Annotated in this window: 11 protein-coding genes; 3 read left to right on the top strand and 8 right to left on the bottom strand. The window is 63.6% G+C overall.

Going from position 1 to position 13,088, the window contains the following annotated elements:
* The first annotated feature begins 327 nt into the window (after nt 1–327).
* Both RBH77_RS21500 and RBH77_RS21495 read left to right on the top strand, forming a co-directional pair.
* Nucleotides 328–2,208, top strand: coding sequence for a GMC family oxidoreductase (locus tag RBH77_RS21500; RefSeq protein WP_311029600.1), 1,881 nt, complete (start codon nt 328–330; stop codon nt 2,206–2,208).
* A 48-nt stretch (nt 2,209–2,256) separates the two neighbouring features.
* Nucleotides 2,257–4,299, top strand: coding sequence for a sulfatase-like hydrolase/transferase (locus RBH77_RS21495; protein ID WP_311029599.1), 2,043 nt, complete (start codon nt 2,257–2,259; stop codon nt 4,297–4,299).
* 55 nt (nt 4,300–4,354) lie between these two features.
* Here RBH77_RS21495 and RBH77_RS21490 read toward each other — a convergent pair whose 3' ends face one another.
* Nucleotides 4,355–5,251 carry a LysR family transcriptional regulator gene (locus RBH77_RS21490; RefSeq protein ID WP_311029598.1) on the bottom strand — a complete coding sequence of 299 codons (897 nt, stop codon included), beginning with the start codon at nt 5,249–5,251 and terminating at the stop codon, nt 4,355–4,357.
* A gap of 100 nt (nt 5,252–5,351) precedes the next feature.
* Here RBH77_RS21490 and RBH77_RS21485 point away from each other — a divergent pair, with 100 nt between their 5' ends.
* Nucleotides 5,352–6,740 carry an MFS transporter gene (locus tag RBH77_RS21485; RefSeq protein ID WP_311032641.1) on the top strand — a complete coding sequence of 463 codons (1,389 nt, stop codon included), beginning with the start codon at nt 5,352–5,354 and terminating at the stop codon, nt 6,738–6,740.
* A gap of 228 nt (nt 6,741–6,968) precedes the next feature.
* On the opposite strand, the gene RBH77_RS21480 is transcribed toward RBH77_RS21485, so the two are convergent.
* From RBH77_RS21480 to RBH77_RS21450, 7 genes are all read right to left on the bottom strand, one after another.
* On the bottom strand, nt 6,969–7,289 hold the full coding sequence (locus RBH77_RS21480) for a DoxX family protein (protein WP_311029597.1): 321 nt from the start codon (nt 7,287–7,289) through the stop codon (nt 6,969–6,971).
* A 47-nt stretch (nt 7,290–7,336) separates the two neighbouring features.
* On the bottom strand, nt 7,337–8,734 hold the full coding sequence (locus tag RBH77_RS21475; protein ID WP_311029596.1) for an amidohydrolase family protein: 1,398 nt from the start codon (nt 8,732–8,734) through the stop codon (nt 7,337–7,339).
* A 114-nt stretch (nt 8,735–8,848) separates the two neighbouring features.
* Complete coding sequence (locus RBH77_RS21470; RefSeq protein WP_311029595.1) at nt 8,849–9,871, bottom strand: ABC transporter substrate-binding protein; 1,023 nt, start codon at nt 9,869–9,871, stop codon at nt 8,849–8,851.
* A gap of 103 nt (nt 9,872–9,974) precedes the next feature.
* Nucleotides 9,975–10,835, bottom strand: coding sequence for an ABC transporter permease (locus RBH77_RS21465; RefSeq protein WP_311029594.1), 861 nt, complete (start codon nt 10,833–10,835; stop codon nt 9,975–9,977).
* A gap of 43 nt (nt 10,836–10,878) precedes the next feature.
* On the bottom strand, nt 10,879–11,667 hold the full coding sequence (locus RBH77_RS21460) for an ABC transporter ATP-binding protein (RefSeq protein ID WP_311029593.1): 789 nt from the start codon (nt 11,665–11,667) through the stop codon (nt 10,879–10,881).
* A gap of 175 nt (nt 11,668–11,842) precedes the next feature.
* Nucleotides 11,843–12,208: a hypothetical protein gene (locus RBH77_RS21455; RefSeq protein WP_311029592.1), complete on the bottom strand. Its 366-nt coding sequence runs from the start codon at nt 12,206–12,208 to the stop codon at nt 11,843–11,845.
* A complete protein-coding gene (locus RBH77_RS21450; RefSeq protein WP_311029591.1) occupies nt 12,205–13,065 on the bottom strand; it encodes a DODA-type extradiol aromatic ring-opening family dioxygenase in 861 nt (286 codons plus the stop codon). The genes RBH77_RS21455 and RBH77_RS21450 overlap by 4 nt, the downstream gene beginning before the upstream one ends.
* Nucleotides 13,066–13,088: the final 23 nt, after the last annotated feature.

The following is a 13,088-nucleotide window of genomic DNA, read 5'->3' as shown; positions in this document are numbered from 1 at the left end:
CCTTCTAACGCGTGTACACCCGGTGTAGTCGGCCTGCCGCCGCCTTTGTTCCGCCCGACCAATTCCAGCGACCCGTCCGATCTCTTCAGTCTCCAGCCTACCTCGGGACCTCCGACATCCGCATTCCGGAAGAAGACGGGAATCATATAGCAAACCGCGAGATTGACCGTTCCGATCTTCTTGCGCGGCGGATCGGGAAGCTCGTTCACGACAACGCGATTACTCTCCTTGCAAATGTAAGATTCTACAAGAATTCACATGAATTGATCGGTGGACGTGTCGATTATCTGCGGCGCAAAGTAGCGATGCTGTGAGCGGGAGGGAGCGATGAACGATAGTGCTCAGTTCGACTATGTAATCGTGGGTTCCGGCGCCGGTGGCGGGCCGCTCGCCGCCAACCTTGCGAAGGCAGGATTCAAGGTTCTGCTGATGGAAGCGGGCGGGGATGAGGACAGCCTCAACTACTCGGTGCCCGGCTTCAATGGCCTCTCGACCGAGGATCAAGCCTTTCGATGGGACTATTACGTTCGCCATTACGCTGGCCAGGAGCAGCAGGAGCGTGACCCGAAATTCGTGACAAGCCAGAACGGGGTTCTCTACCCGCGCGCCGGCACCCTCGGCGGCTGCACTGCCCACAACGCCTTGATTACCGTGTACCCTTCGAACAGCGACTGGGATCGCATCGCAGAGATTACCGGCGACGATTCCTGGAACGCGGCCTCGATGCGGAAATATTATGAGAAGTTGGAACGCTGCGAATATCTAAGCCCCGCTGAAGTTATCGCGACCGGGCACGGAAGCAGCGGATGGTTGGTCACGGAAAAATCCGACACCAGCGGAAGTCCGCAGGACTGGCAGCTCCAGACAACCTTGCAATACGCCGTCGGGGCTGCGGGACAGGCCTATGCAATGGCCCCCATCGACCCGTTACTCGACCCCAATACACGAAAGGTCGCAGACGAAGGCCGGGAAGGATATCTGACGATTCCGCTCGCGACCGCCGATCATGCCCGCAACGGCCCGCGCGAGTTTATCCGTCAGGTAGCTGCGCAGTTTCCGGAGAATCTGACGATTTGGACTGGGGTATATGTCACCCAGGTCCTGTTCGCGGATGGCGACGAGAACGTGGCGACCGGCGTCAAGTATCTGGCGGGCCGGAACCTATACAGTGCCGATCCCAATTCCGGCGTCCAGTGTAAGGTGACGAACCCGACACCCGGGGAAGTGCACGCGGCTCGCGAGGTCATCCTTGCCTGCGGAACCTTCAACACGCCGCAGTTGCTGATGCTGTCGGGGATCGGGCCAAAAGAGCACCTTGCCGAGCATGGAATCCCGGTACGCGTGGATCTGCCGGGCGTTGGGCGCAATCTGCAGGACCGCTATGAGGTGGGGGTCGTCTTCGAGATGGCTTCCGACTGGACCGTGAACGCGAACGCCACCTTCGATGACGATCCGGACTTCGACGCGGCGCTTGCGCAGTGGCAGGCCACGCGGACGGGCGTCTACACGTCGAGCGGAAGCGCACTTGCTTTTCTCAAGCGGTCAAAGCCGGATGTGCCTGATCCCGATCTGTTTGTTTTCGCGCTGGCAGCTCACTTCCAGGGCTATTTCCCGCGTTACTTCTCGTATTTCGAGCCCGTTCGGAACCAGTTTACCTGGGCCGTCCTCAAGGCTCACACCCGCAATACGGCTGGCGAGGTCAAGCTGGAAAGCGCCGATCCATTCGATCGACCCTACGTGAATTTCCACTACTTCGAGGAGGGGAACGACGCCGACGGCGACGATATCGCAGCGGTCGTGGGAGCGGTCGGCTTCGCACGGAGCATGATGAAGGGATCGCCGTATGTGATGCGGGAGGTGCTACCGGGGCCTGACGTTCAAGGGAATGAGGCGCTCGCGCAGTGGGTCAGGGACCAGGCGTGGGGGCATCATTGTTCGTGCACCTGCAAGATCGGCAGGAGCGATGACCCCGAGGCGGTGCTCGATGGGGATTTCCGGGTGCGCGGGACCAAGAATCTTCGCATTGTCGATGCGAGCGTATTCCCGCACATACCGGGCACATTTATCGTTTTGCCCATCTACATGATCAGTGAGAAGGCGGCGACGGTGATCATTGCCGAAGCGCGTGGCGTTGCAACAGGCGGTGCGGATCTCATGCCATCGACTGTCCCCGCTACCAATAGTTCGGCAAGGGGTGGCATCCTCTGAGCACCGTGCTTTCAGAGGCTACAGGCCGTTTGTCTTCCGGAGGACCTCATGACTGCAGACAGGACCGCTTCCCGCCGCCCGAACATCTTGCTCATCACGTGCGACCAGTACCGCTTTCCACGCTTTTCCTACGGCCCGGACGGCGGCTTCGCTCCAGGCCTGAAGGCGATCCTTGGCTTTCAGGGCGAGGTGGACGACAGTAACCCCTATGCGCGGTTTTTTCCCGGCCTGCGACGCCTGCGCAAGGATGCGGTCGTGCTGCGAAACCATACGATTGCCGCGAGCGCTTGCACCCCCAGCCGCGCGGCGATCTACACGGGGCAGTACGGTACGCGCACAGGCGTTACGCAAACCGGCGGGCTGTTCAAGAGCGGCGATTCCGCGACATTTCCCTGGCTTGAGCCGGACGGGATCCCGACCCTTGGTTCATGGATGCGCGAAGCGGGGTACACGACGCATTATTTCGGCAAATGGCATGTGAGCAATCCGCCGGACCACTCCCTCCAACGCTACGGTTTTGACGATTGGGAGAAATCCTACCCCGAACCACACGGGCCGTTGCCCAATGACCTCGGGATGTACCGTGACGCGGGTTTTTCTGATCTGGCGTGCACTTTCATTCGCCGCAAGGCCTTGGGTCTCGACTATACTCGCGATTATGCGCTGGATGTGGAGCGCGATCCGGGCGGGGCGCGTCCGGATCCGGCGGATGCCAAGCCATGGTTCGCCGTGGTATCCTTCGCCAATCCTCACGATATCGCGACCTATCCGGCCGTTATCGCCCAGGCCCTGCCTGCCGGCGAAGCGTCGCAACCGGTGGAACTTCCCGATGGCCGGACCCTTGAGCGGACGACGCAATCGATCTTCGGCCCTCTGGCCGTTCCCGGTTCAAAGGACGTGATGCCTCCGCCGGCCGGTGGCACAGCGCAGATACCGCTCAATCCTCTGGGCTTCCCCCAGAATTGTGCGAAACCGGCCCCGACCCAGGACGAAACGTTGGAGGGCAAGCCCGGCTGCCAGCACGAATACGCCTATAAGATGGGACTGGCGCTCGCTGCCAAAACCGGATTGAGCGTCGCCGAGAGAGCCGGCGGCGATTCGGATGAGATCGCCGCCCTTGCAGTAAAAGCCACCCTGCAAAGCTGCATTCCGTTCCGGCTGACCGACAACCCGGATTTGAACTGCCGGTTGTTCCTCCAGCTCTACGGCTGGCTGCACGCGGTGGTGGACAGGCAGATCGAAGCCGTGCTGAAGACGCTCGAGGATTCGGGCCAGGCCGATAATACGGTCGTGATCTTCCTGACCGATCACGGCGAGTATGCCGGCGCACACGGCATGATGATGGAGAAATGGCACTCGGCCTATGCAGAGGCCCTGCATGTACCGGTCGTGATACGCGACCCCCGACTGGCGGCTTCGGATGGCGCGTCGGAGTCAGTGCAAGACACCATTCTGCGTCAGGTCAACGCAGTCACAAGCCATATCGACATTCTGCCGACCGTGCTCGGATTGGCGGGCGTCGATGCGGCCGAGCGGACGGAGATCCATGACCGGCTTGCGGAAAAACGCCCCGTGCCGCCACTGCCGGGGATCGACCTGACCCCGCTCATCAATGGGGAATGGCAGGATGATATGGTGATCGGGCCCGATGGAAGCGCGCGAGAAGGCGTCCTTTTCATCACCGATGATGAAATCACCGCGCCCTTGCCGGCGACATCGGATCCCCACCAACGTAAGGCATATAAGGACTTTGGTATTTATACGCTGACGGTCGATGCCGTCCGCGAGGGCATAGACGGCAAAGATCCCGTGGCGATGACCCCCGGCGCGGTCAGGCAGCCCAATCACATACGCTGCGTGCGTACGGCGCGTTACAAACTGGCCCGATATTTCGATCCCGCGGGACAGGCGGCCCAGGAGTGGGAACTGTACGATCTCCACCATGACCCTAACGAGACGAGGAATCTTGTCGAGGTTTCCGTGACACCCCCCGCGGCACGTTCCGATATCGGCGACCGGGAAGCGGTGCAGGCCGAGGCGGACCGGCTGACATCGCTGCTCGAGAGGCTGGAGCGCCAGTTCCTTCTTTAATGGATGAAGCCCTCTTACGGCTTCGCCCGGCGCTTATCGTCGTTAGCGCCGCCCGTTAGGGCCCGTCGCGGAACGCTTCGAACACCATCGCTCGAAGCCAGCGGTGGCCTGCGTCGGCATCGATCCGCGGGTGCCAGATCTGCGATACGATGAGCTCAGGCATCCGAATCGGTAGTTCGAAAAGCGCTATCTCGTAGCCTGGGAGTGCCAGGCAGGCAGAGCGAGGGACCAGGCCCAGGAGATCGGAGGCCGACGCCACTGCGATCACCGCGGGAAACCCCGGGACGACGACATTCACCCGTCGTGAGAGCCCGAGGGTGGCCAGCGCCTCGTCTGCAGGGCTGGATCGGCCCCGCCGCCTCGCGAACACCACATGCCCCCAGGTGCACAGGCGTTTCGGCGTGATCGGCGCATCGAATATCGGATGGCCGGCCCGAGCGATGCCGATATAGGTATCGCGGTAGAGGGTCTGGGCGCGAAGTTCGCCGCCGTCGCCGGAGATCACCCCAATCTCGAGATCGACCGTGCCGTCCCGCAGGGGACCGATATCCTTGTCAGGCTTCGGCACGAAGCGCAGCCGCACGCCGGGTGCCACGGCGGACACTGCCGCGCTCAGCTTTGCGGCATAGAGCTGCGTAAAGGCCTCGTTGGCGCGGATGGTGAACTCGCGCTCCATGTGCCTTGGGTCGACCGGCGGCGGCGGCTGCAACACCGCCTGCGCCCCGGACGACAGCGCGTGGACCTGCTCCGCGATCGCCTCGGCATGGGGCGTGAGCACCATCGCGCGCCCGGCCGGCACCAAGACCGGATCGCCGAGCGCCTCCCTTATCCGCGACAGCGAGCGACTCATCGCGGACGTGCTGAGCCGGAGCCTGTGCGCGGCCCGTGTCACACTGCGCTCCTGAAGCAGGACATCTAGAGCGGCGAGCAGGTTCAGGTCGACGTCATACATGGCGTTTTACGCAATGGTCATTTGAGTTTGTTGCGCCTGGTGCAATTCCGGGGAGCGGCATATCAGGACGGAGTCACAAAGGAAAGCTCCCATGTCGCAGATGATACTCGAAGCCCATGCCGACGGCCTGCCAGCACCACGCCGTCACCTCGCCATAGCCGTCCTGCTCCTGACGTTGGTGCTCGTGGTGCTTGACAGCGCCATCGCCAATATCGCGCTTCCCTCGATTGCCGCCTCGTTGCATGCCCGCCCGAGCGATACCGTCTGGGTCGTTTCGAGTTACCAACTCGCGGTCCTGGTGGCGCTGTTGCCCTGTGGCGTCATCGGCGAGATGATGGGCCCCCGGCGGGTCTTTCTCGCGGGCGTCGCGCTCTTCACCCTGGCTTCGGCTGCCTGCGCCTTCTCCAGCACCCTGCACATGCTGGTGGCCGCGCGGTTCGTGCAAGGTCTCGGCGGCGGCGCGATAATGGCATTGGGCATCATGAATTTGCGGCTTTCGGTGCCGCAGCGTCTCCTCGGCACGATCATCGGCGTCAACGCGATGACGATCGCTATCGCCTCGGCCGCCGGGCCAGGTATTGCCGGCGCGATCCTCGCGGTGACGTCTTGGCCCTGGCTCTTCGCCGTCAATATCCCGCTCGGTATCCTCGTGCTGGCATCCGGTACTGTTCTGGCTCGGGCGGAGGGCGTGACACGCCGGCTTGATGGCAGGGCGCTGGTTGCCAATACCCTGATGTTTGTCCTGTTCTTCCTCGGTGCCGACCGCATCGCGCAGACCCCGGTATCGGGTGGCCTGCTGATCGCTGGGTCGGTTGTCTGCCTCTTGGCGTTGTTGCGGATCGAGCGCCGAAGTGCAGCGCCGCTTGTGCCGCTCGACCTTCTCGCTGTTCCGGCGTTCCGGGTCTCCGTCATCGCCTCGGTCTGCTGCTTCGCCGGCCAGATGCTGGGCCTGATCGCCTTGCCTTTCTACCTCCAGCACAGGCTTGGCATGACGGCGACGGAGGCGGGGCTCTACATGATGCCCTGGCCGGCGGCGGTGGCGTTAATCGCGCCCATCTCCGGGCGGTTGGCCGATCGGATGAAGACGGCCTGGCTCTGCGCCGCTGGCGGCGTCTTGCTGGCCATTGGCCTCGCGAGCGTCGGTCTGCTGCCGGCCGATCCCAGTGGGGTGACCTTCGTCATCGGCGCGGTGATCGCTGGCCTTGGTTTCGGTCTGTTCCAGACCCCGAACAACCGCATCCTGCTCTTGTCGGCACCCAAGGCGCGCAGCGGCGCCGCCGGCGCTATGCAAGGCACCGCACGGCTGACCGGACAGACCCTCGGCGCCATTGCGATGGCCGTCATCTTCGGGGTCGCTCCGCTCGCCTCGGCGCCGGAAGTCGCGCTGGTGCTGGCTGCCGCCTTCGCCGGCCTTGCCGCCGTCGTCAGCCTCGGGCGTGTGCGCCATGAGGCTGTAAACTGGAAGCGGGCGGCGGGGACCGCATCTTAGCTGCTGCCAAGGCTCAATGCGCAAAGCCGATTACGCAGGCGAAACGGACACCTATGCAACACGCGGCGAGCGCAAGAAAGCCGCCGGGCCGCTTCAGGAAATGCGACTCCAACCTTCAACGGCAGCAATTAGGTATGTTGCTGTCCGGAAGCCTTGGACCGGAAGCAGTGCTGGAGCCATGGCCATGGGTTGGCCGTGGGTGCTGCCTGCGGGAGCGTCGGGCCTCATTCAGACCAGCAGCCCGACGCACAGCGCTCCCATCAGCAGCGGAAATTGCATGCGCAGCCACTCCTGGGTCCTGGCCATCGAAAAGACCACGGCGGCGAGGATCAGGAGGGCCAGCATGGCGCCGTAGGCCCGCGTGGCCGTCGCCAGAAGCAGGGCCGCAGCGGTGAATTCCATAGCGGCGACGGCAAGGCGCAGCCAGGACGGGTAGTGCCATTTCTCGAATTCTTCCCGCACGAATTCCGGACCGGCCAGGTTGAGGCCGGCCGAGCCGGCGAAGATCGCGGCAAGCGACCACATGACGATCTGTTCGAGAATGCTCATCGGATTCTCCCTCTTCCCACGGGCCGGCCATGCCGGGCGCAGATGGTTCAGCAGGCGGTGGCGTGGAACACGGCGTTGCCGGCGCAGCCGGCGCATTGCGGCGCCAGGATGCCGCCCGCGGCAGTGCGGATGCGCATCGCCGAACGCTTGGCCTGTCCGACCACCTCGGCGACATCGCAATCGACCAGCTTGCCGGCGCGCTTGAGGATACGCCCGTCTACCATCACGGTATCGACATTGGCCGCGGTCGCGCCCATCACCACGGTCGTCTCGATGTTGGCCATGGGTGCCGTATTGAGATCGTTGGCGCGGATCAGGATGATGTCGGCCTGCTTGCCCGGCGTCAGTGAACCGGTGACACTGCCGAGGCCGAGGGCTTTCGCCCCGTTGATGGTCGCCATCTCGATGATTTCGCTAAGGCCGATAGGCGCAAGGTGGGCGGTGTCCGTCCCCTGCCACGGCACGCCCATGTTCCAGGTCACGCGCATGCTCTCCAGCATGTTGGGCGGCACCAGCGAGCTTGCGTCGCTCGACAGCGAAACCGATATGCCGGCCTCGCGCATCTTCAGGAGCGCGCGGCGCGCATCGCCGGTTTCGCCGAGGCGCAGTTCCGAAAGCGTCGCGAAGCTGAGCGGCGTGCCTGTGCGCGCCATCGCTTCTCGGTCGCTGTCGGTGGCGGTGATGTAGTGGCAGAACAGGAAGTTCGGGCCGAGGAAGCCGCGCCGCTCGTAGTCGGCGGCATCGTCCGAATTGGGCTCCGCCTGGCTGGCATGGATCGCCACCGGAAGCCCGAGCTTCAGCATCGTCTCCATTTCTTGGTAGAAGACCTCGACGTTGCTCTGGATCGCCCCGCGCAGGTTGACGCCGAGATGCACAAGGCCCTGCAAGCGCGAGGGATCGGCGAACCATTCTTCCCGCACGCGCGGCAAGTCCTCGTAGCGGTTGACCTGATCGACCGGCATCTTGTCGATATGGCCCATGGCGTAGCGCGCCCGGAGGCCGGAACCCTGGTGGGCCTTCAGTTCGGCGTCGACGTGGGCGGGCGAACGGTTGTTGTGCGACCAGTTGTGTACGGTGGTCACGCCGGAATTGGCGAGTTCCGCAAGGCCAAGCCGGACGCTGCGATAGAAGTCGTCGGCGTCGTACAGCGCTGCCGTCGCCCATTTCGCCTGGAAATATTCATAGCCGCCGTCCGACACGAAGTTGCGGCCAAGCGTGCTCCACATATGATAGTGGGTATCGATCAGGCCCGGCATCACGATCATGTCGGCAGCGTCGATCACCTCCATGCCCTCGGCCTCTATGCCGTCGGCGATCTTCTCGATGCGGCCGTCGCGAACCAGCACGTCCGCTTTCGGCAGGGTTCCGATTGCGCGGTCCACGGTGATGACCGCGCCGCCGCGGATGAGATAGCTGCCTTTTGGCTGCTGGATGATGCTCGACATCGATAAATCCTCGTCAGGTGAATGCCCGCGCCTTGCTTACGCGGGAAAGGGGCACGGCCGGGTGCCTTGAGGGCCGCCCGGCCGTGCCAGAAGGCTGGCACCGCGGGCCGGGAGCTATTTCAGGTAGTCGTTCGTGACGGCTTTGCTGACATCGATGTCGGCCGAGATCAGACCGTTCTCTAGCATGAACTTCTCCTGTTTCTCCCAAACGCCGGTATCCTGCCAGCCGATGCCGTTGGCTTCCGTCTCCGGGCTCACCGAAACCCTTGCGATTTCCTTGAGCGCGACCACGCCTTCCTCCTTGGAGATGGAGGGCACCTGCTTGATGACCCCGTCGGCCGCCTCGGCCGGGTTGGCGATCATCCATTCGACGCCCTTGCGCCAGGCGCGCAGGAATGCGCGATAGAGGTCAGGATTCTTCCTCAGCGCCTCTTCCTCGCCGACCAGCCCGAAGGTGTAGAAGCGCGGCACGCCGTAGTCGGTGAAGGTGAAGTAGGTGTAGGTCGAGGTATCGTCGGCCGGCTTCTTGATCTGCACGTTGTAGATCGGCGGCTCGTCCCAGCTGATGGCGTCGCCCAGCGCATCGATGCGCTTGGAAAGCAGCAGCGGCATCTGCGTGAAGCCGACGGTCACGATGTTGACTTTGGAAAGGTCGGCGCCTGCCGTCTTGAGGCTGTGCTCCAGCATCACCTTGTTGAACGGAATGCCGGTGACGCCGACATTCTTGCCTTCCAGGTCCTTCAGGCTCTTGACTCCGGATTCGGCCGGAACCAGCACGCCGGTGGTGCCCATCTGGTGGTTGGTGGCGATCGATACGACCGGCAGGTCCTTGCTGCGCGCGATGATGACATCGGTCGAATGCGCCGTCGCAAGCTCGGCGCCGCCGGACGCCACCAGCTTCAGCCCGTCAGCCGGCGAGTTGGGGGAGATCAGTTCGACCTCCAGGCCCTCGTCGGCGAAGAACTTGTGCTCCATCGCGTTGATTACCGCGGCGTCCCAGATGCCGGGGTTGGAGATGAGCGCATAGCGGAACTTGGTGAGTTCGGCCGACAGCGCTGGGCTGGAGAGCGCCAGTGTAGAGGTCAGTGTCGCGAGGGCGGCGCAAGCCAGCGGTTTCAGTTTCTGCAAGGCGATCATGATGTCCTTCCCCTGTGATTGGACGCTCTCAGCGTCGCGTTATGGTTTTCGCCGGTTTCCTTGATGCGCCGCCCGGCGTCGGGTGGAAGACGGGCGGTGTCCGTCATAGCTGGGAGCGGAAAAACGCCCCTGTTGTCGGCCCGTTCGCGCGGGCGGCGCGCAGCCAGGCAAGCGATGGCCGCTTATGGAGCCATGGCATGCTCAGCCGCTCGATGAGGCCGACCAGGCCGAACAGGGCCATGCCGGAAATGCCGAGCACGGTGAGCGAGGCAAAGACCCTGGTGGTGTTGAGTTGCGCGGTATCCTGCGCGATCAGGTAGCCGATGCCCTGGCTGGCGCCGACCCATTCGGAGATGGTGGCGCCGATCACGGCCAGCGTGGCGGCGACCTTGAGCCCGCCGAAGATGCTCGGCAGCGCCACCGGCAGCCGGAGCTTGAAGAAGATCTGCGCCGGCGTTGCGTTCAGCGAGCGGAAGAAGTCCACGAATTGCGGCTCCAGGCTGCGCAGTCCCGTGACGGTGGCGATGGTGAGCGGGAAGAAGGCGACGATTGCCGTGATGATGATGCGCGGCAGGCTGTTGTAGCCGAACCAGATGACCAGCACCGGCGCCATGGTGATGACGGGCACGGTCTGCGAGGCGACGACGAGCGGCAGCACGCCGCGCCGGAACGCCGAGGAATAGAGGATCAGCACGCTGAGCACCGCCGCCATGGCGACCGCCAGCGCGTAGCCGGCGAGCGTCTCGAACAGCGTGGCCTTGAGCTGCGGCAGGATCACCTTGGTGCCGCTCGTCACCAGTTCGCCGAAGATGGCGCTCGGCGCCGGCAGCACATAGGCCTTGACGCCGAGGAGATGGACGGCCGCCTCCCATACCAAAAGCAGCGAGAACATGATGCCGAGCGGCAATGCCGCATCGCCGAGGCGGGAAAGCGCGGAAGGGGACCTTGCGGTTCGGGTTGTCATGGCGGGGCTTTCTATTGGGCTCCGGAAGCGGTTGCCTGGCGGTTCAGTGCAGGGCCGTCGAGGCTTCGGCGTCTCCGCGAAGCAGGGCGAGGACCTCTCTCTTGTGGCGCGCGAATTCCGGTGTCAGGTTGACGTCGCTGGTGCGCTCGTAAGGCAGGTCGACGGGCACGATGCCTGCAAAGCGCATCGGCCGCGGCGTGGCGACATAGACGCGGTCCGACAGGTAGACGGCTTCATCCGGGTCGTGGGTGATCAGGATCATGGTCTGGCGGAACTCGCGCTGGATGCCGAGCAGCCATTCGTGCATCGTGGCCCTGGTCAGTGCATCGAGCGCGCCGAACGGTTCGTCGAGCAGCACGACGGAGCGGTCGCACACGATGGTGCGCAGGAGTGCCGCGCGCTGGCGCATGCCGCCCGACAGCGCCGAGGGATAGGAGTTCTCATAGCCTTCCAGCCCGAAGCGGCGCAGCAGCGCCAGGGCGCGGTTGCGCGCCTCCGGCATCGAACGCCCCGCAAGCTCGGGGCCGAGCACGACATTGTCGAGCACGGTGCGCCAGGGCAGAAGCAGGTCGCGCTGCATCATGTAGGCGACGTGGCCGGGTTGGCCGACGATCTTCCTGCCGTCGAGGGCGACTTCACCCGAATTGGGCGCAAGCAGGCCGGCAATGACGTTGAACAGGGTGGATTTGCCGCAGCCGCTGGGGCCGATGATCGACACGAACTCGTCGCTCTTCAGCGAGAGGTCGATTCCGCCGACGGCTGGCACGAACCCGCGCTCCGGCGTGACGTAGCCGCAGTGTAGATCGGAAATCCGCAGTCTTTCGCTTTCCATCGGCCTTCATCCTCCCGTCTGGCAACGGGAAGAGCATGGCCGTGGCGCACAAGCGGGTACGCTTGTCTGCCGGCGACAGTCTCCTCCCATTATAACCATCATACTGCTTTCCACTTTTCGTTCAACGAATTTTTTTTCGCTAAACGCCGATTTGGGGTTATTCTTTCCGGTACGGCTATTCGCCGACCGGCGGATAGTCGCGACCCTCCCAATGGGCGAGGCGCTTGGCGAAGTCGCGCTGGAAAGAGAGCGGGCCGTATTTCGCCGTCCAGTCCTGATCGTAGATGGCGATGAAGATGGTGAGCGACAGGAAGAAGTGCGCGCCCATCTCGAACAGCGCGACGATGTCATGGTTGATGAGCGCCTCGCGCTCGGCGTCGGTGAAGCCGTTGACCGTGGAGAACTCGACGCTGTTGAGTTGCGGCCCGATTGCTTGCTCCCAGCTGGTCACCAGCGCGCGTGGATCTTCCTTGTAGCGGCGCAGAAGTTCCGGGTCGCGATCGACGGTGAAGAGGAACTTGTTGACGTAATACCTGCTCATTGCGTGGCTCCTTCCGGATACCAGGTGATGTAGGCTTCCATCGTGTGAAAAAGGCTGAGGCTGTCGGCGTAGACGGCCTTGATCGGGCCGGCGATGCCCATCATCAGGATCAGGTCCATGAAGCCGTGCGTGGCGTTGCCGCTTCTGGCCATGCTCTCATGGGTGACGTTGGCTAAGATGGCCTCGATATTGCCGGTGGAAAGCCATTCGATCGCCTGGCGGTCGAACTCCGGGTCCGGTCCCGTCTCGCGGAACTGGCGCGGTCCGCCGAGTTCCAGCGACAGGTGGCCGCTGCCGATGGCGGCGATGCGCTTGTCGGAAGGATATTCGTCGATGATTTCGCGGATGGCGCGGCCGAGGTCCCAGAAGCGTTTGGGCGAGGGCAGGGGCGGCGCGAAGATGTTGGTGTAGATCGGCACCACCGGCAGGTCCGCCTGCGGGCGTGTGGTGATGATCGGGCAGATGATGGAGTGGTCGAGCTTCAGCTCGTCGGAAAAGGCGAAATCGAAGCCGCGGTCGAGCAGCCCCCTGTGCATGAAGCGCGACAGGTCCTCGTGACCCTCCAGCACGTATTTCGGAATGCCGAACTCGCGCTCCTCGTTGTAGAAGGTTGCGTCGTAGCGCGGCGCCTTGCCGATCAGGAACTGCGGGTAGTTGTCGAGGAAGAACTGGTGGAAATGGTCGGCGCCGACCATCACCAGGATTTCCGGCTCCGCCCTGGTCAGTGTCTCTCGGTAGGCTTCCACCTTGCGCTTCCACTCGGGCGCTTCCGGAATCTGCTGGTCGGCCGGCGCGGTGGTGGCCTTGAGATAGAACGGGTGGTGCGTGGTGGCGAGCACCGCTGCCAGCTTTGCCATAAGGTTTCCTCCTCCCTGTCTGC

Origin of the sequence: Mesorhizobium koreense, assembly GCF_031656215.1 — a bacterium.
GTDB classification, from domain to species: domain Bacteria; phylum Pseudomonadota; class Alphaproteobacteria; order Rhizobiales; family Rhizobiaceae; genus Mesorhizobium_L; species Mesorhizobium_L koreense.
This window is presented reverse-complemented; position numbering and strand designations above follow the sequence as displayed.